The organism is Mesorhizobium sp. ANAO-SY3R2 (genome assembly GCF_042466635.1).
In the GTDB taxonomy this organism is placed as follows: Bacteria; Pseudomonadota; Alphaproteobacteria; order Rhizobiales; family Rhizobiaceae; genus Aminobacter.
In genome coordinates, this window is the sequence record NZ_CP159955.1 from 2,062,825 (window position 1) to 2,082,744 (window position 19,920).

Here is a 19,920-nt window from a genome sequence, read left to right on the forward strand (position 1 = left end):
GTCATTTCACCTTGCTGCTGCGACGCTTTGGCGCCGGCGCGGCGCGCGGATCCTGAAGGTGTCCCAGGCGAAGGGGGTGCTCGGCCTGCTCGGCCGTGAGCATGACGGTTGCCCCCGCGCCCGGGTTTCTGTTGCCTGCCACGTGGTTCCCCGCGAGCTCGGTGACGATGTATTCCTGCTTCATCCTGCCGGCTCCTCGGTGTGCTGGCCGCCCTTGATCACGCCACCATGGACGTGGGTGCTGCCGACGTTCTTGTCGTTGTGCTGCAGGGCACCGCCCCGCGTGTCGATAAGGTCGGCGAGCATGCCGATCTTGCCCGCGCCGACCTCAAGCACGGTCCCGCCAACCTCGAGCTTCAAGCCGCCGGCTGTGAGCGTTACCGTGACAGACCCGAAGGTCATCACGTGCTCGTCACCCGAATCCGACGGCGACGGATTGTCGTCTGACCAATGGAACGGATGCGCACGGCCCTGCTCCAGGTCGCCGGCCTCGGACGAGATCGTCATCACCTGTCCAACTGAGGGCGGATTGTGAACCTTGAGGGCTCCGGCCGTCTGCGCATAAGGCATCCAGGGCGACAGCACCTCATGGCCGTCATCGTCCTTGCCCAGCACGATCCGGACCAACTTCTTGGCAGGATCGACCTCTTTAACCTTGCCGGTCCAATTGGATCCGGCAAGGCGGCGTTCATGCTCCTGCAGTCGTTCGAAAATCGACCGCAAGGCTTTGTGAACGCTCATGGAACCTCGCTCGGCCCTACGACCGTAATCTCGGGATCGCCGGTAACTTCGTTGAGTGGTGGCACGTTGCCGTCATCGTCAGCCGATCCCAGCACCGGGGCGATGCCGATGGCATCGACCGCAGAGGCGGACAGGCCAAAGTTGACCTGGAATTGTTCATAATCGGGAAGGCCTTGCGGGCCTTCGATCAATCCCTTGATGAGGTCTGCTAGATCCGCACCCTCAGTGCCTTTCGCGCGCAGCAAGGCATCCAGCTTCAGCCACCCACCATAGATCGGCTTGCCGAAATCCGCGTCGGCCACACACGTCAACTCGTACTGGATCTCGAGGCATGGGATCGGCACGCCCTGCTCAATCTGCACGAGGATAAACCGGCTCGTCTTCTCGGCAATGCGGGTCACGAACTTCCGCCACAAGGCGATCCAGTCAGTATTTCCGAAGTGCATCGCGGCATCGACCTGGCGCCCCATGATGTTGAGGGCAAGGGCCGAGCCGACGTTGTCGATCTCGAGGCTAACACCGTCGGGGAGATCGATCCGCGACGGCGGCAGGTAGACGTAGACCATCATCTTGATGGCTTGCGGCCCGCCCTGCGTTTCGAGTCCGCAAGGCTCGCCCTTGGCTTCGGCCGTGTAGATTGCGATCACGGGCGCCGGCTTGCCGGTGGCGTGCCGCATCACCTCTGCGATCGGATCCAGAGGCTGGTCGACGACCAGGTCGCCGGCCCATGTGCGACCTAAAAGCAGTTGGCGAAGCACGGTGCGGGTTGCGAGGCTGATGAGGCTCATGCGGGCACACACACGCAAACGAGGCGACCGAGACCGTCAGGATCCACCCTCGTCACGCGAAGGGCCTGCCCGGCCCGCTCTGGCGCCAAGAGATGGATCTCGTCTTGGTCCTTCGGCCACGCCGACTTACCGTCGGCGAAAACCTGCTCGGAATAGGAAACGTGGATCCGGTCGGCGGCCGTCGTCGGCTGGTAGCCGTCGTACTGGCCCATATCCATGGGCTTCGCCAGAACCGGGTTGAAGTCGACCACCCCGTCCACGTCGAGAGGTGCTCGGCTGCCATCCGCGGACCTCGAGAGGAACTCGCCCTTGACCTTGCGAACGATGCGCGTGGGCTCACCCATCACATCGTCCACCGCCTCGGAGACGAGCTTCTCGAGGTCCGCGAACTCGGAGATCATCTTGGGAGGATGCTCCTTAACCGGCCGCGCCACGCATTAGCACGCGGGGCCGCGTGCAGTAGTGGATGACGTTGTTCTGATACTCGAGCGAGATGCCCTTGTTGTTCTGCATGCGGAACTGATTGACGTAGAGCTCCAGGCCCATGGTGTTGACGGTTTCGATGTAGTCGGCCGGCGCAAACACGGACCGGAAGAGACCAGGAACGCCGAGGGGCACAAACTTGACCTCGTCCGCCGCAACGCCGACATCGAGCCCGCCACGGTAATTGACCCACGTGATATCGAAGAGCGGGAAGGCACCCCAGGCGCCGCTCTGAGTGCTCTGCGAGTTCATCTCGATCGTGGCCTTCCGCAGCGTGGCGGCGGCCTCGTATCCCTTGTAGGTCTCGCGCACTTCCTTGTGCTTCACGAGCTGATCCCAGTACTCGTCACCCGCGATGGCGAGAATGCCGTTGAACGGCAGGCCGCCCAGCGCGGTGCCCATGGCACGAGACAGGTCCGTGGCTTTCTGACGGAGGTCGCCCTCGCCGGGATTCGCGGCCTCGAGATCCCAGTTGACGATTGCGGCCGGCGATTCGTCCATTTCGTCGTAGTAGTCGTAGAGGACGCTACCATCCGCATCCAACAGCTGCCCCTTCGTGACCACGCAGAGCTTGTGGTATTCTTCAGTCAACGCAAACGACTGCCTGACTTCGGTGCCGCGATTGGCAATGCGCCCCTGGAACGTCTCGACAGCGCGCTCGTCGCCGAAGGCGCGGACACCCTGAACCTCGTCGGCGTAGATCGCGTCATCCACCTGGAAGTGGGGGACGCTCAGCTTGCGCATGGAACGACGGTTTTTGCCGAAGGTCTTGCCAGGACCGCCGCGCGGCGACGCGGGCACGATGAAGATGTTCTCCTCCTTGTCCTTCTCGATCACGATATCAAGCGTGTCGATCGAGGTGGACTGGAACAGGCCGAGCTTGGTGATGAAGCCCGGGACGTATTTGACCTCGCGCATCGCATCGGACATCGTCGTGACCGAAAATGCGTCCTGGTCGAAGATATCGAGCACAGACATTGTGTTTTCCCATAAAAAAAACCCCGCACGATGGCGGGGCGATGGACCGATGCGGCGAGGCCGCGGTGGTTCCGCCGGCGGATCAACCGCCAGCGGCAGTTCAGTAGCGGACGATGATGCCCCGCTCCTCGAGCGCCTGGACGGCGTTCGCTTTCTGAGCCGCGGTGATGCTATCCGGCCAGGCGATGCAGTTTCCGTTGAGCTGGGCGGAGCGCGAAATGACGGCCGTCTTGGCGGTCTGATCAGCCGGCGTCTTCACTGCGTAGATCGAGTAGGCGACGGGGATCTCGGAGCCGTCCGTGCCAGCCGGGTTGAAGTCCACGTACTGGAAGTCTTCGGCATCGGCCGCGACGTCGACATAGAATTCGTCGCCCGCCACGTTGGCTGTGCCGCCGGCGGTGATCGTGAACTTCACGCCGCCCTTGTTGAATTCTGCGCCGTGGGTGGACGTGCCGATTTCCTTGCCAGATGGGTCTTCCCAGCGAGCGGTGGTGGCCGTCTGGGCGATGCCCTTGTAGCGACCATCCTTCACTTTCGAGGTGGTCGCAGGCGCTACGCCCATCGCGATCGTCGCGTTGCCGGCGTTGCCGGCCTTGGCCGACGGGGATGCGACGACGCCGGCGGCAACGGCCAGCTTGGCAAGGAGCGCGTTCGGCTCGATGTCCTGCGAAAACGCGATCACCACGTTATCGCGCGAGCGATGGAACTCAGCCTCGCTCATGATGGCCTCGCCGGGGCGACGGCCTTCGGTCAGAACGGTACCCATTTTGGTTCTCCGTTAGGGTCGTGCCGGCGGCTTAGCCGACGCGGCGGTTGGCGTTGGAAACGGCCTTGCCCCAACCGGCCGAGGCGGAAGGTTTGTCGGTCGTTTCGGGGGAGCCCAGGCCGAGCGCGCCGGCCTGGGTCTTCTTCTGCACGTGCTTTTCCTCGCGCTGCGGCTGCGTCTCCTGCGGCTTGGCAGCGGCGACGGCTGCGTTCGTGCCCTCGAGCGCGGCAGCCAGGTAGGTCGTTGCCACGTCCGCCGACACGTTGTTGTCGATGAGGGCCTGAGCCAGCTTCGGATGAAGCTGAGCGCCCTCGGCGCCGTTGATCGCAGTGATGCGCTTGCGCTCATCGCCCTGCGCTTTCTGGATCGCAGCAGCGGTCACCGCGGCGAAGTCCTCATTTTCCGGGTCAGGCATGTCCAAAAATCCTCTTTTGACTTGCGATGAAAGCGCGGTTTTTCCCGCGCAGGGACAGGCGCGCGAGCGCCGCTTCGAACTGGCCGACCTCGTCGGCCATCCCGAGGGCGACGGCATTCGCACCGATTTCGAGGCCGCCTGCCCCGAATTTCTGGACGACATGCTCTGCCGAGACGCCGCGGTGCTTGGCCACCGCGCTGACGAACACGGCGCCGAGGTCGTCGACGAGCTTCTGGATCTTTGCCTTTCCGGCATCGGTCGCGTGGTCTGGTCTCTTGTCAGGAGACTGGGACGAAACGAACTCGGTCCGGCTGATGCCATTCCGGTCATCTGCCTTGCGACGGTCGGTGACTCCGAGGACGACGCCGATCGAGCCGACCGCAGCGACGTCGCTGACCGTGATCTTATCGGTCGCCGAGGCGAGCCAGTAGGCGGCCGAGGCGCCCTGCCCGCTGATGTATGCGGCGATCGGCTTCTGCTGGCGCGCCTGGTAGATGGCGGCCGCGAGCTCGTCGCATGCGCTGACTTCGCCGCCGGGGCTGTCGACGCGCAGCATGATCGCCTGGATCGACGTGGTGTCGAGCGCGATCTGAAGGTCTCGCCTGAGCACCTCGTATGAAGTCGCTCCAGAGAACGCCGTCATCAAGTTGGCGCGCTTGAACATCGGCCCCTTGGCGTCGAGGATCCCGACGTTGCCGCGGATGCTCAAACGCTCGCCATTATCGGCCCGGGCCGCCCGATAGGCCTCAAGAGCCTCCGGCGTTGGGTCGTTCTCCCGCGCCGCCACCTCGAGCACCTGCTCGACCGCCTCCGGCAACATCGCCCAGGAGGCGGCCATTGCCGCATCGTATGCTCTCATGTCAGCACCCGTTGTCGCGGCGATAGCCGGCTGTGATGGCGAAGCGCCTGGCGCCGCGCCCCTGCTTCGTGGCGCATTCCGACTCGAGCTGAGCGATCAAGGCGCCGAAGGCCCCGAAATCGGCACGATGGAATTCCACCTTGCGGTCACGGAAGGTGACGTTGGCCACGCCTTGGCCAACCGACAGCTTCATGTAGGCCGGCCGCAACGCCCTCAGGGCGACGCAGGGGTCGTATTCCTCGACACCGAAAATCGCATCGAAGTTGATCGCCATCACCCGGCCTCCATCTGCAGTTCGAGCTCCGGATCCTCCGCCTGCAGCTCCTTTTCAGGATCTGTTGCGTCTGCCGGGTCTTTCTCGGCTGGGTTTCGCGGCCCGGAGCGCTTCGGTTCAGGTCGCTTGCCATCCTTCTTCTCGCCGGAGCCGTCGTTGCCTGCATCCTTGAGGGCCACCTCCTGGCCTCCATCAACCTGCAGAATGTCGCTGGGAGCCCAAGGACGCGGGAGGCCAAGTTCGTCGTGAAGCGCGTTCTCGGCCGCGCGCTGACGCGCGTCATCATCCCAATCGTTGCCGTATTCTTCGGCAATCTCAGCGAGGGTGGTCGCCTGCATCTCCTTGCGAACCTGGTAGGCGCGCGCAGTCTTGAAGTCGTCCGCCTGCGGCTTGGCCGGGCCAGTCCAGGTTGCGCGAACCGCGAATTCCTTCAACTCAAGGAACTTCTCGTATCCGCCCGGGAACTCGATCCGCCCGGTGGCGATCTCTTCGTCGAGCCACCACTCGAACACCGCGTCGCAGAACGGAACGATAATGTTGTTCCGCCGGCGCATGACCGTCAGCCATTCGATGGCGCCCGCCATGCGCACCGACGAATAGGTCGCCCCGCGATAGTCGCCGGTAGCGTTCTCATATGTGACGCCGGCGCCGCGGGCGATTTCGCGGTGCAACCAGCCAAGGAAGTGGTCGAGCTGCTGCCCCGGCTGCTTGGCCTCGGTGAACTCGAGCTCGTCGCCCGGGAACAGGTGGGCAATGCGACCGTGCTGCGACAGGTCGATCGAGGCGCCGTCGTACCACTCGCCTTTCGAAGCCGCGAAGCCGGCAAGATCCGGGCCGCCCTTCTCGTTCTGCGTGATCAGGCCGTCGAAAGCGGCCGGCCCGCTGATGTTGGTCCGGACTGTGGCGGCGAAAATTGTCTGGATCAGCGCCGACGTCAGATTGGCGTCCATATACTGGTCCACCTGGCGGTGAACCTTCAGGACGGGCGCGAACGGGCTGATGCCACGCGTCGTCGCGATCGCCGGATCCTTGATATGGATGATGTTCGGCCGGCCGTCGGCATCGGCTGCCGCGTAGTCGACCTCTTTCCATCCACCATCGGGCGCGCGTTTGCGCAGGCGGTAGCCGACCGGCATGCCCCACTCGTCGACGCGCACACCCTGCACCATCGCCGAGGTCATGTCGGTGGAGTTGACCAGGCGCGTCGGCGGCAGCAGGAGCACCTTCGTCAACGACCGGGTGTTCCGCCGCTTGATCATCGGCAGGAGGCCGAGGATCTCGCCGTAGGCCATATACGAGGCGTAGGCCGCCTGCTGCTGCTGGCCGAACGTCATCTGGCCGGCAGCGTCGCAGGCCATCGGCTTCTTCGCCCAGGCCCGGAACCTGCTCTCGACCTTGCGCGACCACTTGGCTGCGTATTCTGGCTTCCAACCCAGCGAATCCGCATCCGGGCGCGATGCCATGCGCAGGCCGGCGCCAACGACGGCGCCCGACGAGACCTCGACGATGCCGGTCATGAAGCCGGAGTTCTGGATCGCCGAGATGGCGCGCGCTGCGGCCTTTTCCCACGACGCCTGCACGTCCGCCTGACGGTCGCGGAGAGTTGGGTTCCACCCGAAGGTGAATCGGTTCTTCTCGCCGTGAAAGTAGGCCGCCCTCGGGGTGGCCGAGCGCGTAGCTCCGCCGGCCGCCCCACCGAACAGGCGACTGATGAACGATGGAGCTTTCATGAACCCTAACCGTGAAGGCGCTTGACGCTATCCTTCAGGCTCGGCCGTTGGATCGGCTTGCCCTTCAGATCTGCGTAGCGGCGATCGAAGTCGAAACGGCACAATTGCTTGGCCGCGATGCCATAGACGGCACAGTCCAGCGCCTCCGCCCGACGGTTGCCGAGGCGGGTGAAGACGATTTCCGGACGGCCGGCCTTGTATTTCAGCTCTCGCCGCTCGGCGGTCAGCTGCACGAAATAGTCCTCGGTCAGCACGTTCGAGAACCGGAAGGCCTGCTGTTCCGTCTTCTCGAGCGAGAGCGAGACGAGAATGTCGGTCTTCACTTGGTCGACGCCGACGATGTACAGCGTTGCCGTGCGGTTGCGCCGCTTGGTGCGGCTGGCCTGTAGGACTGGACGAGGACCGTCGTCACCCTTGATGGCGACGATGCGGCGGCCCTGCACCTTCTCGCAGTAGTCATAGACCCGCTGGGTCATGTTGCCGTCGCCGGAGTCGACGCATGCTGCTTCGACGCCGATCGTGCCGCCCAGCGGATGCCGCCAGGTGGTCGACAAGAGGGCGTCGAGTTCGTCCCACGTCGTCTGCAGCAAGGCCGAGCCGCGGATGATCTGATGGCCCAGGATCCAGCGGTGGTCGCGGGACCAGCCGACGAGCGTGACCTCGAGGCGGTCCGGCTGAACGTCCACGCCGGCGGTGATGTAGGCCACCTCCTCCGGCACGTCTTCGCGCCACTTCGACTTGGCGTGGTCCCATTCGAGACCAAAGTCCTCGCAGCGGGCCAGAAGCTGGTTTTCGCTGACGTAGTCGATCGACGTCGACCACACCTTGCCTAGCACAGTGTTGTAAAACACCTGCATGGCGGAGGCGCCAGCCTTCTGGGCCTTTTCGTATTCTTCGACCAGCTTTGGCCAGGCCGCGTTCGCAAATTGCGAAATGAGCGCGTTGAGGCGGAAGCCAGCATGCCCCTTGACGTGCGGCGCGGTGGCGCGCCACTCGCCAGCCTCAACCATCTGCGGCTTGTACCGCTCTTCGATTTCCGTGCCACAGTGCGGGCACATGCAAACAACCGTTTCCGGTTGCCCCGGCTTCCAGTCGAGGTGCTCCCAGAGCAGTTCGAACGGCGTGTCGCAGTGGATGCAAGGGATCTCGAAAACCCGCTTGTCCGATTCCTCGTACCGCTTGATGATGATCGAGGTCGCATCATCAGTCGGAGTCGAGCCCGCCACGATCTTGCGATCGGCGAACGACGTCGTGCGCATCTCGGCAAGCTTGAGCGGGTCACCCTCTGGGGTGATCCGCATGCCGTCAACCTCGTCGCACAGCAGCACCTTGGCGGTGTGGCGGCGAAGATTACGCGGCGCCATGGCCGACAGGATCTTCAGCGAACCACCGCCACGCAGCATGCGTTGCGTCAGGGTGTTGCGGCCGTCGAAACGGCCGATCTGCATCACCTCCCGAAGCGACGGGGTCTCCCGAAACGCCGGGTCGATCTCGTCGACTGCAATGCCGCGGGCGTCGTCGTCCGTCGGCATCAACAGAATGATCGGGCACGGGTCGTTGACTGCAAATGCACCGACCGTAGCCACCAGGCTGACCGTGTAGCCGGTTCGGGCCGATTTGATCACCGAAACCCGCTCGATAAGCGGGTCGCCCATGGCATCCAGGATACCGCGCTGGAACTTCCACGGCCTGAAACGGCCTGGCGCTGCCGACGACGTCGCGCTAAGGCGAAAATGCTGCGTCGCCCACTCCGAGTAGGACAGCACCGGCGGCGGCCGCAGCGCCTTGGCGACCGAGCCGAAAAGGCGGCCGATGGCGCTAGTCGTCATCGGTAATCGCCTTAGGATCGCCGGATATGACGACGGTCTCGACCTCCTCGGCCAAGTCCATCAGCATGTCGCGGCACATTTTCTTCAGCACTTCCGCGTCATGCGCGGTCAGGTGCGGGATCGTGGACCGCGCCTTGCCCGGGATGGTCAAGACCATCTGCTTCACAGCCGACGCGAAGGCCGACCAGCTCGCGTCGATCTCGGCGAGGGTCATCACCTCGCCCTTCATCTGGGCCAGCTTGAGCTTCTGTATCTCGCGACCGACCTTTTCGGTCTCAGCACGCTCGTCGGCGAGTGATTTGCCCGTCGACGACGCCCGGCCGCCGGCCTGGTCGCGCAGCGCCTTTAGGTAACCGTGGATCGAAGGCGTCGTCTGGTACCGGCCGCGCGCTGTGGCGCGTACGAGCACGCCCTTCTGGTCCCAATCGGTGATCGCCCTCGTCGAAATGCCCAAAAGAACGGCCAAATCGGCCTTCGAACAGGTCGCAGGGATCCAGTCGCCCCCGACCGGACCGCTCACGCGGGCTTTTTTGGCCATTTACGCCCCGAGAGTGCGGATGACGTGCCGGACTACGCGCCGCTCGAGGTCGAGGGCGGCGAATTTCGCCGCTTCAGGCACGTTCGGGCGCGTCGGCTTAGCCAATTCGTTGGCCAGGACCGCCATGGAGAGCACTTTCAAGGGATACCTGCTCGAACTCTTGCGAACGACGACCTGGCCGCCGGCCATGAACGAATGCGGGAATTGGCGCCGGACGTTCCATCCGGTTGCCTCGACCCCGCGCATACTGCTCACGGCGCCGCCGCGCTTGCCGTCGGCCATCGGGTTGAGGTCACGAACCCAGTTTGGGTTACCGTACTCGGACAGAGGAATCGCGACGTCCGACGTTTCTACCGACGCCGACATGACTGGGCCGGCTGAGGCCTTAATGACGCGCGTCTTGCCCCCGACACGCCCCGAAGGTACGCCGGTGGTGGCCGAGATACGGACGATCGACTGCCGGCGCTGCTCGCCGGCATGTTCGTTCAACCCGAGCGCAGCCGCATGGCGGATCTCAGGGCCATCGAGCTTCTTCAGGAATCGGAAGATCTCCGCATCCTGATGGAACTCGGCCTTGATTTTCATGCTTCAGCTCTGGCGGAGGCCGTTGACCATGAAACCAGCGCGCCAGCCGGCCGAGTAGAGCGCATAGAGGGATGGGTAGGCCTCAGCCAGGATGGTCCGCGCGGCGAAACCGCCAATTCGAAGATACATTCCGGCTCCTACGGGGTTCTCTGGAAGTCCGCCGTAGCGACCTGCCGGAAAACTCCGACCCCGCGATGGGGTCGAGGTCGACTATGGGGCTCAGACCGCGATATGCGGATCGATGAGCATAAACGTCGTGTCGGCGGCGATGCGCCAGGCTGCAAGCGGACGGTTCGCGACGACATAGACGTGGCGATGAGCATCGCGCGGTTTGTCGATCGCGGCTTCGGCAGTGAGCGCCGGATCCGCCGGGAGGATGGCATTGACCAGCGCGTATTCCGGCACCTGGTAGGAGATGCCGCCGGATGCGATCGACAGATCGACCGATGGCGCTGGCGACAGAAACGTGAGCGCGGCCGCAATGAGCAGGCCGGCTAACGGTAGTCCGAAGAGCATGCGGGATAATCGCATGTGCAGTTCTCCTGGGTTCGAGGAAGTGCCACGGCGCATCCCCCGCGGCTGGGAACTGTCCGGCTTCTAGTGAGGGGCACCGGCACCCCGCCTGCACTTCTTTCAGTCCGTTGCAGACCTGACCGCCTCTCGGCTCGGACCCCTGTGCGTCGTCACGCGTCGGGTTAAAACAGCCAGCTGAAGGCGGCGAACGCGGCGGCCGCCAGGGCGACGCCAGCGACCACGCCGCCGACTGCAACGGCGCCGGCCGTCATCCAGAAGGCGTTCATCTCACCGCGAGCTCCATGTCACTGAGCAATTCCTGCTCTTCGCCATCGTCGAGTGGCATGAAGTCGATGTCGTGGAACGCCTGCTCGGTATTCGGTCCGTTCGTCGTGAACCGCTTCGCGTTGACGATTTCTTCGAACACCAAGCCGATTAGGCCGGGAGCCTTGGTCCAGTGCGGGCCGCCCGGCTCCGGGCTCCCCATCAGGATGTCCCTGATCGTGTAGATGCCGCCGGTGACCGGGACGTGTTCGGGGCGCAATTCTACCGGGAGACCGGGGAACCAGACATTCTCGGCGGGCTTGACGCAAACGACACGTTGACCAATCTCGAACATCGCAACTCCTAAAAATTGGCGGAACGTCTAGACCGCTCGCTTCCCACCCCGGCTTGGCGGCGGCTTCGGTGGTTCAACGTGAACCACTTCCAAAATGGAAGCAGTTCCTACCACTCCCTGCCTATCACCTCACGGGCCATAGCCTCGTCCGTCCGACGTTCTCTCTTCCCTGGAGGAAGGGGCTACATGAATTCAGGACGGGCCGGCACGTCTCCGGCTAATGGCAGCGCCCCGTTTCAGTGTTGGCCCCGGAACTTAATCGGGGCTCAGCCGGACGGTTGCCTAGGACCGTTTTCTCTGCCGTTTCTCGCCCGCGTTCGCGCCTCAGTGTATCGAGCGCCCGCCGTCCTGATTGGTTGCAGGGGTCGGATTTGAACCGACGACCTACATCTCGTAATCCCTCGCCCATCTTATGGATGGCAAATTCACCTTCGCGGGCTCCACCCGCAGGTTCACGTTGGTCTCACCCACCTCGGAAACGGGCACGCGATAGATCTTGTCGGTGTCCGGGCAGTAGACCATGAAGACGTCGGCCTGCCCGGCGTACCCCTTCTTGCTGTGCGTGAACCCGTTGGTGCTGCAGGCCCAGAACATGACGCAGCCGTTCTTCAGCTGCCCCGTCTTGCACTGCACCCGCTCAAAAGTGCCGTCCTGCCGATCGATCACCAGGTCATACCGCTGGTTGTCGCCGAACGGCATCAGCACGACCGCGCCCGCGCGCAATAGGTGAGCCAGCACGATCGCCTCGGTGCGCTCGCCAATGGTCTTGGTATTGGCCGGCTTCGACACCACTGCTCTACCCTGCGAAATGGGCTGGCCCGCCCTGTTAATGCGCCTGCTGTGTCCCCGATGATGGGGCCGAGGGCTCGCACCTCGCCTCACATGACGGCGGGCCAATCTCTTGTATTTAAGAATTCATACGAAGGAGAGGACGTCTCCCGTAGGGCGCGGTCCGCTCATCGCGGCCCGCCTCCTGGCTCGGTCTTTCAGGATGTAGCGCTATGCGAGGGAGGTCGCGAAAACATGCCTTTTCGGCACCGTTTTCGTCACCTCACAGATTGTAACAACCCGTCGTCGATTTTCGGCCATTCACCGAATGTCGCCTCTGGTCCGGCTCCTGTCCGGCTGCTGTCCGAAATCCCGATCACGAAATTTCTTTCCCCAGTTCCTGTACCGGCCCGATTTTGCTTGACGGATTTCGGCCCAGGGGAAGAACCGCCCTTAGAAGAATAAGGTCAGCTTTTATCCGCGGTGCTGCGCCCCGCGGGCCTCGCCCTCTCGATACGGTCCCTAAAGCCTTTGTGGCGGTGGCAGGCAGGCACGCCAGAGGGCACGAGCACCACGCGACGAGCACGGAGGCCAGCGGCACGGGGCGCGCGCTGGCGGCCATCTATGGCGGCGCGCGTCGTCGAGCGGCTGGCACGTGGGGCCAGGTCTCGGCGTGGTGGCCAGCATGGGGCACGGCAGGCAGGCCGCACGCATGGCACGGGGCAAGGCCAGCGCCAGCGCACCCGATGCACGCGACCGCATGGCCATGGCGTTGGCATCGAGTGCAGGGCGTGACGTGCAGCACGTGAGGCGCGGGCCAGCTCACCCGACCGATTTGACGAAAGGTGCAAGCCCGACGAGATGGCGAACGGCACCGGGCCGGGGCGTTCCTGCCGCCGTGCTCACGTGTCCTAAGCTATCGGGTATGAGCGGCTTTATGCGGTGAAAGTGCTCGCTTCGTCAAAGCGGCCTACGAGTCCGTTTTTGGGCATGATTCCGCACGGTTGAGGGCGTGAGTTCGCCCAGATCACGGCACACGCGGCCAGTATGAAAACCGGGAAAAAGTGCATATGAGCGGTTTTATAACCGCTTTTCTGTTGCAGACACCCGCGCGATATGCCATATTCGTTTTGTGCTTAATCGTGAGCAACAAAGAGACCTGACCAGATGACAAACGCTCTCCTCACCCTTGAAACCGCTATGGCCCATGCCGCGAAGATTACGCAGGGAGTGGCGACTTATGCCCGCTCCATTGACGTTGACGGCGTGGCAACCGTTCAAGTCCGTGTCCGCACGCCCAACTATCGCGTTGAGTGGGTTGATTGCTGGCTTGAGGCTGGCCGCGTCTATGGGGAGTGGTAAGACGATGACAACCGCCCACAACTCCCCTTCGGCTCTCTACCTTGACCCTTGGGCTGGCCCGGTGCTGGCCTTCGTGAAGCCCTTCATGACCAAGCGCAACGGCCTGCGTGTGACGCGCTATCGCTGGCAGCGCCAGGACGGTTTGCACTGCTGCGGCGTGGTCTACACGTCGCCGGAAGCTGCCGTAGCCGCCAAGCGCCGCGATGCCCGCTTCGCAGACGTGAGGGCCTAGCCTCGACCTTTCCGCCCCATGCGGGCGGTTTGGTGGACGCTAGTCCAGCCCGCGCAATCGTGCGCAATCGAAAGGTGAAAACCATGTTCAAGACCGAAAAGCCCGCCCGTCGCGAAACGTTTGCCAACAGCCCACAGGGCAAGGTGCGCCGCGACATGCGCCGCAACGCCCGCGCCGCCAAGCGCGCTTGGCTGGAAATGTGAGGTCTACAATGACCGTTACCAATGCTGACCGCGCCGCATGGGCCGCAAATGCGCTCGAAGCTTTCCGTGCCGCTCACGATGCCGACGGCGACATGCAAACGGACATAAAGGACCTGATAACCGATTTGCTCCATCTCGCGCGCCGAGAATGCGGCGTTGAGGATGCCGGGCACTTCGCCAAGCTCTCCGCTGACATGCACGACATGGAAGCGGCAGAAGACCCGGAGGTATAGGCCATGCCGACTTTCAACAAATCCGACATGCTCGACTGTGCGGGCGGCTATCATGATTTCAGCGACGACGCGCATTCGTGTCGGGTATCTGGCCACGTGTCCAAGCCCGTCGACGCTCCGGACGGGATAGCCAACGCCAGCCGTTACGATGCCGAGTTGAACCGGCTGCAGCTCGCACCGAACGGCGACGATTACAACGCCATTATGGAAATGCTCGGCGGTGCGCCCTATCGCACGCCACACGTGAAAGGCCGCTGACCATGGCCGTTGCATATGATACGCTTGGCTATTCGAAGCGCCTCACCGCCGCCGGTGTCTCGGCAAAGCAGGCAGAGGCGCACGCAGAAGCCGCGCGGGATTACCTCATGCCCGAACTCGCCACAAAGGCAGATATTGCCGAACTAAAGCACCTGATCGAGCGCAACGCGCTTATGGTCACGGTGCGGCTTGGCGGCCTGATGGTCGTTGGCGTCGGCGCGCTCGCGGCGCTGATCAAGCTCACCTAAGACCACGGCGCGGCTTACGGGCCGCGCCTCTCCCCTCGCCCATTAGCTTCCATTAGCTTTTCGGTCGGCGTGCGCGCCGCCCTGATGGCCCATGGCCGCAACGCGCGATTGTGCGCAATCAAGAGGAAAGACCCATGACCGTTTACACCAGCACCGCCCGCTTTGATCATTCCGGCCGCGCGATGACCGAAGACGAGTTGCGCCGCGTCGCGCCGTCCATCTTCGCCACCACTGCGCACGAAAGCCGGTCAGAACGCTTCATGCCGATTCCGACAATCGACGTGCTGCGCGGCCTGATGGCCGAAGGCTTCATGCCCGTGGGTGCTAAGCAGTCCCGCACCAGGATCGAGGGCAAGGCCGATTTCACTAAGCATCTGATCCGCCTGCGGCGCATGGACAACGTCAACGCCTACAGCGTCGGTGATACCGTCTGTGAAATCCTGCTGAAGAATGCCAACGACGGCACCAGCGCCTATGACCTGATGGCCGGCCTTTTCCGCATCCGCTGCCTGAATTCGATGGTGGCGCAGACTGCCACGCTCGACAGTGTGAAGGTGCGGCATTCCGGCGATGTCGGTGCCAAGGTCATCGAGGGCACGTATCGCGTTCTTGGCGAGGCCGAAAAGACGCTGGCCGCACCGCAGGACTGGGGCACGGTCAAGCTTGACAGAGACGAACGGGCCGCGTTCGCCGAGGCCGCGCACCTCATCCGCTTCGGCGATGCTGAAGGCGAAACCAATACCCCGATTCAGCCCACGCAATTGCTCATCCCGCGCCGCTTCGATGACCGTGGCGAGGATTTGTGGACCACGTACAACGTGGCACAAGAAAACATCATCCGGGGCGGTCTGCACGGCGTAACGCGCGACGCCAACAACCGCCGCCGCCGGGTTTCCACCCGCGCCGTCAACGGAATTGATCAGGATATCAAGCTGAATAAGGCGCTTTGGGTGCTGACCGAGAAAATGGCGCAGCTCAAGGGCATCCGCGCCGCCGCCTAGCCAACCAATGCGGGGCGGCCAAGCACGCCCCGCCACACCTCATTTCAGTTTCGAAGCGCCCCGCGCGCCATCCGGAAGGATTCCAGCAATGCAGATCGACGCCACCTATAGCCCCGAGGATAACAAGCTGCGGCTTTACCCATCGCAACGCCTCGATGCCGAGACTTACGCCCGCGTGAGGGCTGCCGGCTTCATCTGGGCACCGAAGCAAGAGCTTTTCGTTGCGCCCAAATGGTCACCGAGCCGCGAAGACCTGGCTATCGAGCTTGCCGGCGAAATTGAGCCTGAAGAAATGACCATCGCCGAGCGCGCGCAGGCCAAGGCCGAGCGGCTCGACGAGCTGGCCCACAAGCGCAATCGGCAGGCCAACGCGTTCCAGCGGGCCGCGCAGGAGCTTTCCGAGGCGTTCGCCCATGGCCAGCCGATCCTTGTCGGCCACCATTCCGAGGCTAAGGCGCGGAAGACGCAGCAGCGCATGCAATCGGCCATGACCAATGCCAACAAGGCCGCAAAGCTCTCGAATTACTGGCTCTATCGTGCCGAGGGCGTCGAGAGCTTCGCCAACATGAAGAACGACCCACGCGTCCGGGCAAACCGTATCAAGACGCTTCTCGCTGAGCTGCGCGACATGCAACGCGATATCAATCACGCTCACCTTTGCCTGAAGGTGTGGGCCAAGGTGACCGACGACGCGGCTATAGAAAAGGCAATCGGCGGCGCAATCGCCACGGGGCCGCTTGCCCATTATGGGTTGTGGGGCAAACTCGACAAAGGCGAAGTGACGCCACAGGAAGCGCGCCAGCACGCAATCGAGTCGGCGGAGCGCACCATTCGCAACGACTACCGCCGCCGCTACATCGAACACACCCTGAACCGTTTGAGCTATGAACGCGAATTGCTCGGCCCGGTCCGCCGCCATGAGGGCGAATTGACGCCCGTCATGCTGCAGGCCTTCGCCCGCGAGCACGGCGCACACAAGCCGGAAGCTCGCAACATCGACGGCGAAACGTTTGTGCTTGAAAGCACTGTGGCGCTGCCGCTGCATCTGGCCAATGACACCATGCTTGAACTGACCGCCGACGAATGGCGCGATCTCATGCAATCGGCAGGCTATGAGGTGCCAGCCAAGAAAGACGCATCGCCGCCTATCCTGAATTTGAAAGTCAAGGAATTGAAGGCGCGCCACCGCTACCACCGCGACCAGGTCGAGACGTTCCCCGTGGTCGAGATGACCAAGGCCGAATATTCGAAAATTCATGCCGAGCAGCGCGGCACGCGGCCTTCGCTCTGCGGTGAATTCCGCTTCAAGATTTGCCCCAACCCTCGCACCGACGTCCCGCGTTACATGGCCGGTTGGTGCGCCGTCTTCCTCACCGACTCCAAAGCGCATCCGCTGCCGGACTCGGTTGCGGCGATCGAGAATGCCGAGGCTGCAGAATGAAGCGCCCCGCCATTTACAGCCGGCCCGCTAAACCCATGAGCATACCAGTTCGCCGCCGCGACGATTTCGCCAAGCTGGAGCCGCTGACAGTGGCCGCCCCTGTGACAGTGGACAAATTCACCGAATGCCACGTGACCCCGGGCGACGTTGCCGCCCGAATGGTCCACTACCTCGGACCGCAGGGTGACTATCTGACCTTGGAGCCGAGCGCGGGCACCGGGCAATTGACCCGGGCATTGCTCGCCGCCGGCCACAGCCAGCACGAATTGACACAGGTTGAGCGGCACAATCGCCTAGCCGCCGGCCTTCACCAGCTCGGCCCTGTCGTCAACCGGTGCTTTCTGGAATGGGCGGCGGAGGTGCGCGGCAAGGTCGAATATCCGCGCATCATCATGAACCCGCCGTTCAGCGAGGTGCGCAAGCACGTTGCCGCCGCCCTCTGGCTGCTGGGGCGCAGCGGCCACGACGAGCCTGCGGTACTGGTGGCGCTCGTTCCCGTCACCTACCAGCACCAGGACGCCGAGACGCTCGAAACCCTGCCGCCGGACACGTTCGCAACGGCTAAGGTTCACACCAAGATTATCAGGATCACCAAATGAAAATCGACCGTTGGAACGGCGGCGTTCTGCGCCGTTATCACCATCCGAGCGGCGCGATTCTGGTGACGCATCGGAACTACTACACCGGTAAGAAATCGGCCTGTGTAATCCCGGCGTTCTGCCGACATGCCGATGCAGATATGCCCCGCGACAGCGCCGCCTCTATCCTACGCGCATGGCGCGCCGAGATCGCCGCCTAAACCAATCCGCGCAATCGTGCGCAACTGAAAGGACGCATCAGATGACGAAATACGAATGCCAAGACTGCGGAACCGAGTTCACTCAAGACGACATGGACGCCGACGACGGCGCAAATGAGACCGGTTTTCGTTCCTATATCCATCACATCAGCGAGCGTGTAAGCCCGGGCGAGCCAATGCCGGCAGGCCAGTGCAATCATTGCGGCGCTCTGGTTCACCTAGTCGGCGATGCTGAAACCGCGCCTGACGAGGCGAACGAAACGATTGACGCGCTGGTTCAGGCTGAAGCCTTTATCGCCGGCTTCAAGGATGATGCGACACAGATTGGTGTTGCCGACATTCTTGCGGGCCTACGTGCTGCAATGAAGCGGGAGCAAGCTGCGCCTGTCATGCTGGCGGCACTGAAGGCGATCAAGCGTGCTCGTGGCAACTGTGGCGCATCACCGTTCGAGCAAGCCGCCTGCAATCTCATGGACGACGCCATTGCGATGGCGGAAGGCCAAGCAACGCTCGCCGGCAACGCGGCAAAACCGCAAGCGCATCTCGATCTCTTGGCCGTGCTGAAACTCGCCGTGACCGACTGGCCGCAATTCGACGCAGAGCCGGCATTGAGGCGTCCGGGGTGTCAGGAAGACGGCGACGGCGACGTCAACGGCGGCGATCTTGTCGAATGGTTCGGAAATTGGAGACGCGCATTCGTCCTTCCTGCAATCGCCCATGCGGAGGGCCGCGCCAATGTCTAACATCGTCGATACCCTCAAGCTTGGCCGTGACGCGCTCGCCGAAGCAATGAACCTGCACATCTACGACGCCGCCAATGGCGAGACACCCGGCCCGAAATGCAGGTATCAGGCCGCAGTTCTGGCGCTGGACAGTGCTGTGACGCCGCCGGTCAAATCCCGCGACCGCCAGTTCTACACGCCGCTTGAGATGGAAGCCGCCCTTTGCGCGTGGGAGTTCCTGCTTGATCACGAGAACCTGCCGGAGGAGAAACGCGTTCCGGCCATCGCCGGTGCCTTCGGGTCCATGGGCTACGCGGCAATGCGCCATGTCTCCATGCAGGCCGGCGCGATCGCTCTGGCGGTCCATGACCACATGGAAACGAACGACTACGAGCACGACGGCGGCTCCTATGATTGGGACTTCGTGCCGTCTGTTCTGGTCAAGCTCGACTGGCTCCATCTGGTCCAAGACAACCAGTATTCCGGGGAGCCGTACCGGCCCGACATCCCGACCTTGTTTGAATTGGTGCTGGCCGATCTAGGCGACCAGATCACCAAGCGCGACCGCGCCGCCGAGTGGATGGCCAAGGCCAGGCGGGAATGCCACAAGCAATGGGGCTATGCCGAGCTGATCGACGATCACGAGGAGCGGACGCGCGTTGCCTTTGAGGCGAAACAGGATCCCGCCGAATTCGTGCGTCTGCTGGGCGAGAAATACGACCTCGAGCCCGCAGGCCTCGCTTGGTGACGCGCCGCGCATTCCTCGCCGCCCTCGCCGCATGCGCGGCGCTGGCCGCCCTGCCGGAGGGGGAAGAGACGCCCCCTCCATAGCCCGCACCACGCCACCCCGACCCGCCTCAACTGTGAGCAATCGAAAGGAATATCAATGCCAGACTTCTCCGCGACCTGGACAATGGACGCCCTCAGCGCCGCCACGCCCGAAGACGCCGCGCGCCAGGCATGGGCATTCATGCGCAAACCCGACTCCACCGCGAACGTGTTCGACATTGCGGACGACGCGGGCAACATCACGCGCGTTGACCTGCAAGAAATCAACGAGGCCGCAGCCGCCGGGCGCTTTGCAAGCGTTCCCAACAATCCGGTCGAGGCCGCGCGCGCTGCCGTCCAGGCCCTTCGCTTCGCCCGTGACTGCCTCGTCGCCGCCAATGCGCCGCGCGCCGCTGAACGCACACGGCTTGCGCTGTCGTCGGCCACGGGCGCTGTGCGCCACGTCGAAAACAAGGCGGCACGATAATGACGGCATCAATCATGGAACGTGTCAATTTCCTCGCCACGCGCGGCAACCTCGCGCCGGAAACACGCAAGCGCAAGCCCCGGCAGGTCATCGACGGGCCGTGGGAGATGAGCGGGCCGGAGGAAGGCGACGGCGACGACACCGTGCTCGTCTGCAATACAGACGCCACGCAATACGAGGTCATCAGGATCACGCAGGGCACGCTCGCCAAGCGCAAGCAGATCGCGCGCCGCATCGCCGAGCTGCTCAATGAGGGAAAGGCGGAGATAGAGTAGAAATG

At 63.4% G+C, this 19,920-nt stretch carries 29 protein-coding genes and 1 pseudogene; 13 read left to right on the forward strand and 17 right to left on the reverse strand.

Translation table 11 applies throughout. The features are described 5' to 3' along the window. Position 1: 1 nt before the first annotated feature. From ABSY17_RS14800 to ABSY17_RS14880, 17 genes are all read right to left on the reverse strand, one after another. Entirely contained in the window at positions 2–184 is a 183-nt protein-coding gene (locus tag ABSY17_RS14800; RefSeq protein ID WP_378952074.1) for a hypothetical protein, read from the reverse strand. Beyond that, a complete protein-coding gene (locus ABSY17_RS14805) occupies positions 181–741 on the reverse strand; it encodes a phage baseplate assembly protein V (protein WP_195432393.1) in 561 nt (186 codons plus the stop codon). Before ABSY17_RS14805 ends, ABSY17_RS14800 begins: the two co-directional genes overlap by 4 nt. After that, positions 738–1,529 carry a hypothetical protein gene (locus tag ABSY17_RS14810; protein WP_378952076.1) on the reverse strand — a complete coding sequence of 264 codons (792 nt, stop codon included), beginning with the start codon at positions 1,527–1,529 and terminating at the stop codon, positions 738–740. Before ABSY17_RS14810 ends, ABSY17_RS14805 begins: the two co-directional genes overlap by 4 nt. Further along, positions 1,526–1,930, reverse strand: a complete 405-nt coding sequence (locus ABSY17_RS14815) for a hypothetical protein (RefSeq protein WP_378952078.1) — start codon at positions 1,928–1,930, stop codon at positions 1,526–1,528. Before ABSY17_RS14815 ends, ABSY17_RS14810 begins: the two co-directional genes overlap by 4 nt. Before the next feature lie 16 nt (positions 1,931–1,946). Beyond that, positions 1,947–2,990, reverse strand: coding sequence for a major capsid protein (locus tag ABSY17_RS14820; RefSeq protein WP_378952080.1), 1,044 nt, complete (start codon positions 2,988–2,990; stop codon positions 1,947–1,949). A 100-nt stretch (positions 2,991–3,090) separates the two neighbouring features. After that, the gene (locus tag ABSY17_RS14825; protein ID WP_378952082.1) at positions 3,091–3,756 is read right to left on the reverse strand and encodes a head decoration protein; all 666 of its coding nucleotides are present in this window, start codon (positions 3,754–3,756) and stop codon (positions 3,091–3,093) included. 31 nt (positions 3,757–3,787) lie between these two features. Next, positions 3,788–4,171, reverse strand: coding sequence for a hypothetical protein (locus tag ABSY17_RS14830; RefSeq protein WP_378952085.1), 384 nt, complete (start codon positions 4,169–4,171; stop codon positions 3,788–3,790). Next, positions 4,164–4,988: a S49 family peptidase gene (locus ABSY17_RS14835; protein WP_378952088.1), complete on the reverse strand. Its 825-nt coding sequence runs from the start codon at positions 4,986–4,988 to the stop codon at positions 4,164–4,166. The genes ABSY17_RS14830 and ABSY17_RS14835 overlap by 8 nt, the downstream gene beginning before the upstream one ends. Before the next feature lie 43 nt (positions 4,989–5,031). Beyond that, positions 5,032–5,304, reverse strand: coding sequence for a hypothetical protein (locus ABSY17_RS14840; RefSeq protein WP_378952091.1), 273 nt, complete (start codon positions 5,302–5,304; stop codon positions 5,032–5,034). Beyond that, positions 5,304–7,034: a phage portal protein gene (locus tag ABSY17_RS14845; protein WP_378952094.1), complete on the reverse strand. Its 1,731-nt coding sequence runs from the start codon at positions 7,032–7,034 to the stop codon at positions 5,304–5,306. The genes ABSY17_RS14840 and ABSY17_RS14845 overlap by 1 nt, the downstream gene beginning before the upstream one ends. Before the next feature lie 5 nt (positions 7,035–7,039). Continuing rightward, complete coding sequence (locus ABSY17_RS14850; RefSeq protein WP_378952097.1) at positions 7,040–8,863, reverse strand: phage terminase large subunit family protein; 1,824 nt, start codon at positions 8,861–8,863, stop codon at positions 7,040–7,042. Beyond that, positions 8,853–9,401, reverse strand: a complete 549-nt coding sequence (locus ABSY17_RS14855) for a hypothetical protein (protein ID WP_378952100.1) — start codon at positions 9,399–9,401, stop codon at positions 8,853–8,855. Before ABSY17_RS14855 ends, ABSY17_RS14850 begins: the two co-directional genes overlap by 11 nt. After that, entirely contained in the window at positions 9,402–9,986 is a 585-nt protein-coding gene (locus tag ABSY17_RS14860) for a hypothetical protein (protein WP_378952103.1), read from the reverse strand. 3 nt (positions 9,987–9,989) lie between these two features. Further along, complete coding sequence (locus ABSY17_RS14865) at positions 9,990–10,115, reverse strand: hypothetical protein (RefSeq protein ID WP_378952106.1); 126 nt, start codon at positions 10,113–10,115, stop codon at positions 9,990–9,992. A gap of 90 nt (positions 10,116–10,205) precedes the next feature. Then, the gene (locus tag ABSY17_RS14870) at positions 10,206–10,517 is read right to left on the reverse strand and encodes a hypothetical protein (protein WP_378952109.1); all 312 of its coding nucleotides are present in this window, start codon (positions 10,515–10,517) and stop codon (positions 10,206–10,208) included. A gap of 265 nt (positions 10,518–10,782) precedes the next feature. Beyond that, the gene (locus ABSY17_RS14875) at positions 10,783–11,118 is read right to left on the reverse strand and encodes a hypothetical protein (protein ID WP_378952112.1); all 336 of its coding nucleotides are present in this window, start codon (positions 11,116–11,118) and stop codon (positions 10,783–10,785) included. A 384-nt stretch (positions 11,119–11,502) separates the two neighbouring features. Beyond that, on the reverse strand, positions 11,503–11,907 hold the full coding sequence (locus ABSY17_RS14880; protein WP_378952115.1) for a group I intron-associated PD-(D/E)XK endonuclease: 405 nt from the start codon (positions 11,905–11,907) through the stop codon (positions 11,503–11,505). A gap of 1,345 nt (positions 11,908–13,252) precedes the next feature. Here ABSY17_RS14880 and ABSY17_RS14885 point away from each other — a divergent pair. From ABSY17_RS14885 to ABSY17_RS14945, 13 genes and pseudogenes are all read left to right on the forward strand, one after another. Then, complete coding sequence (locus ABSY17_RS14885) at positions 13,253–13,480, forward strand: hypothetical protein (protein WP_378952118.1); 228 nt, start codon at positions 13,253–13,255, stop codon at positions 13,478–13,480. 211 nt (positions 13,481–13,691) lie between these two features. Beyond that, positions 13,692–13,916, forward strand: coding sequence for a hypothetical protein (locus tag ABSY17_RS14890; RefSeq protein WP_378952121.1), 225 nt, complete (start codon positions 13,692–13,694; stop codon positions 13,914–13,916). Positions 13,917–13,919: 3 nt separating this feature from the next. Further along, the gene (locus ABSY17_RS14895) at positions 13,920–14,174 is read left to right on the forward strand and encodes a hypothetical protein (protein ID WP_378952124.1); all 255 of its coding nucleotides are present in this window, start codon (positions 13,920–13,922) and stop codon (positions 14,172–14,174) included. A 2-nt stretch (positions 14,175–14,176) separates the two neighbouring features. After that, positions 14,177–14,422: a hypothetical protein gene (locus ABSY17_RS14900; RefSeq protein WP_378952127.1), complete on the forward strand. Its 246-nt coding sequence runs from the start codon at positions 14,177–14,179 to the stop codon at positions 14,420–14,422. Positions 14,423–14,556: 134 nt separating this feature from the next. Next, positions 14,557–15,423 (forward strand): DUF932 domain-containing protein, encoded by an 867-nt coding sequence (locus ABSY17_RS14905; RefSeq protein WP_378952129.1) that lies wholly within the window; start codon positions 14,557–14,559, stop codon positions 15,421–15,423. A gap of 292 nt (positions 15,424–15,715) precedes the next feature. Beyond that, positions 15,716–16,006 (forward strand): annotated as a pseudogene (locus tag ABSY17_RS14910) (DUF3560 domain-containing protein); the annotation flags it as partial. Between the two features lie 96 nt (positions 16,007–16,102). Beyond that, entirely contained in the window at positions 16,103–16,864 is a 762-nt protein-coding gene (locus ABSY17_RS14915) for a hypothetical protein (RefSeq protein ID WP_378952709.1), read from the forward strand. Then, a complete protein-coding gene (locus ABSY17_RS14920) occupies positions 16,861–17,463 on the forward strand; it encodes a methyltransferase type 11 (protein WP_378952132.1) in 603 nt (200 codons plus the stop codon). Before ABSY17_RS14915 ends, ABSY17_RS14920 begins: the two co-directional genes overlap by 4 nt. Then, positions 17,460–17,663 carry a hypothetical protein gene (locus ABSY17_RS14925; protein WP_378952134.1) on the forward strand — a complete coding sequence of 68 codons (204 nt, stop codon included), beginning with the start codon at positions 17,460–17,462 and terminating at the stop codon, positions 17,661–17,663. Before ABSY17_RS14920 ends, ABSY17_RS14925 begins: the two co-directional genes overlap by 4 nt. A 41-nt stretch (positions 17,664–17,704) precedes the next feature. Then, a complete protein-coding gene (locus ABSY17_RS14930; RefSeq protein WP_378952137.1) occupies positions 17,705–18,406 on the forward strand; it encodes a hypothetical protein in 702 nt (233 codons plus the stop codon). After that, on the forward strand, positions 18,399–19,133 hold the full coding sequence (locus ABSY17_RS14935) for a hypothetical protein (RefSeq protein WP_378952140.1): 735 nt from the start codon (positions 18,399–18,401) through the stop codon (positions 19,131–19,133). The genes ABSY17_RS14930 and ABSY17_RS14935 overlap by 8 nt, the downstream gene beginning before the upstream one ends. A gap of 165 nt (positions 19,134–19,298) precedes the next feature. Further along, positions 19,299–19,640 carry a hypothetical protein gene (locus ABSY17_RS14940; protein ID WP_378952143.1) on the forward strand — a complete coding sequence of 114 codons (342 nt, stop codon included), beginning with the start codon at positions 19,299–19,301 and terminating at the stop codon, positions 19,638–19,640. Next, a complete protein-coding gene (locus ABSY17_RS14945; RefSeq protein WP_378952146.1) occupies positions 19,640–19,915 on the forward strand; it encodes a hypothetical protein in 276 nt (91 codons plus the stop codon). The genes ABSY17_RS14940 and ABSY17_RS14945 overlap by 1 nt, the downstream gene beginning before the upstream one ends. The last annotated feature ends 5 nt before the right edge of the window (positions 19,916–19,920 follow it).

Coding starts and splice junctions, on each gene's coding strand:
- ABSY17_RS14800 (WP_378952074.1), bottom strand. CDS start 184: ATGAAGCAGGAATACATCGTCACCGAGCTCGCGGGGAACCACGTGGCA.
- ABSY17_RS14805 (WP_195432393.1), bottom strand. CDS start 741: ATGAGCGTTCACAAAGCCTTGCGGTCGATTTTCGAACGACTGCAGGAG.
- ABSY17_RS14810 (WP_378952076.1), bottom strand. CDS start 1,529: ATGAGCCTCATCAGCCTCGCAACCCGCACCGTGCTTCGCCAACTGCTT.
- ABSY17_RS14815 (WP_378952078.1), bottom strand. CDS start 1,930: ATGATCTCCGAGTTCGCGGACCTCGAGAAGCTCGTCTCCGAGGCGGTG.
- ABSY17_RS14820 (WP_378952080.1), bottom strand. CDS start 2,990: ATGTCTGTGCTCGATATCTTCGACCAGGACGCATTTTCGGTCACGACG.
- ABSY17_RS14825 (WP_378952082.1), bottom strand. CDS start 3,756: ATGGGTACCGTTCTGACCGAAGGCCGTCGCCCCGGCGAGGCCATCATG.
- ABSY17_RS14830 (WP_378952085.1), bottom strand. CDS start 4,171: ATGCCTGACCCGGAAAATGAGGACTTCGCCGCGGTGACCGCTGCTGCG.
- ABSY17_RS14840 (WP_378952091.1), bottom strand. CDS start 5,304: ATGGCGATCAACTTCGATGCGATTTTCGGTGTCGAGGAATACGACCCC.
- ABSY17_RS14845 (WP_378952094.1), bottom strand. CDS start 7,034: ATGAAAGCTCCATCGTTCATCAGTCGCCTGTTCGGTGGGGCGGCCGGC.
- ABSY17_RS14850 (WP_378952097.1), bottom strand. CDS start 8,863: ATGACGACTAGCGCCATCGGCCGCCTTTTCGGCTCGGTCGCCAAGGCG.
- ABSY17_RS14855 (WP_378952100.1), bottom strand. CDS start 9,401: ATGGCCAAAAAAGCCCGCGTGAGCGGTCCGGTCGGGGGCGACTGGATC.
- ABSY17_RS14860 (WP_378952103.1), bottom strand. CDS start 9,986: ATGAAAATCAAGGCCGAGTTCCATCAGGATGCGGAGATCTTCCGATTC.
- ABSY17_RS14865 (WP_378952106.1), bottom strand. CDS start 10,115: ATGTATCTTCGAATTGGCGGTTTCGCCGCGCGGACCATCCTGGCTGAG.
- ABSY17_RS14870 (WP_378952109.1), bottom strand. CDS start 10,517: ATGCGATTATCCCGCATGCTCTTCGGACTACCGTTAGCCGGCCTGCTC.
- ABSY17_RS14875 (WP_378952112.1), bottom strand. CDS start 11,118: ATGTTCGAGATTGGTCAACGTGTCGTTTGCGTCAAGCCCGCCGAGAAT.
- ABSY17_RS14885 (WP_378952118.1), top strand. CDS start 13,253: ATGACAACCGCCCACAACTCCCCTTCGGCTCTCTACCTTGACCCTTGG.
- ABSY17_RS14890 (WP_378952121.1), top strand. CDS start 13,692: ATGACCGTTACCAATGCTGACCGCGCCGCATGGGCCGCAAATGCGCTC.
- ABSY17_RS14895 (WP_378952124.1), top strand. CDS start 13,920: ATGCCGACTTTCAACAAATCCGACATGCTCGACTGTGCGGGCGGCTAT.
- ABSY17_RS14900 (WP_378952127.1), top strand. CDS start 14,177: ATGGCCGTTGCATATGATACGCTTGGCTATTCGAAGCGCCTCACCGCC.
- ABSY17_RS14905 (WP_378952129.1), top strand. CDS start 14,557: ATGACCGTTTACACCAGCACCGCCCGCTTTGATCATTCCGGCCGCGCG.
- ABSY17_RS14920 (WP_378952132.1), top strand. CDS start 16,861: ATGAAGCGCCCCGCCATTTACAGCCGGCCCGCTAAACCCATGAGCATA.
- ABSY17_RS14925 (WP_378952134.1), top strand. CDS start 17,460: ATGAAAATCGACCGTTGGAACGGCGGCGTTCTGCGCCGTTATCACCAT.
- ABSY17_RS14930 (WP_378952137.1), top strand. CDS start 17,705: ATGACGAAATACGAATGCCAAGACTGCGGAACCGAGTTCACTCAAGAC.
- ABSY17_RS14935 (WP_378952140.1), top strand. CDS start 18,399: ATGTCTAACATCGTCGATACCCTCAAGCTTGGCCGTGACGCGCTCGCC.
- ABSY17_RS14940 (WP_378952143.1), top strand. CDS start 19,299: ATGGACGCCCTCAGCGCCGCCACGCCCGAAGACGCCGCGCGCCAGGCA.
- ABSY17_RS14945 (WP_378952146.1), top strand. CDS start 19,640: ATGACGGCATCAATCATGGAACGTGTCAATTTCCTCGCCACGCGCGGC.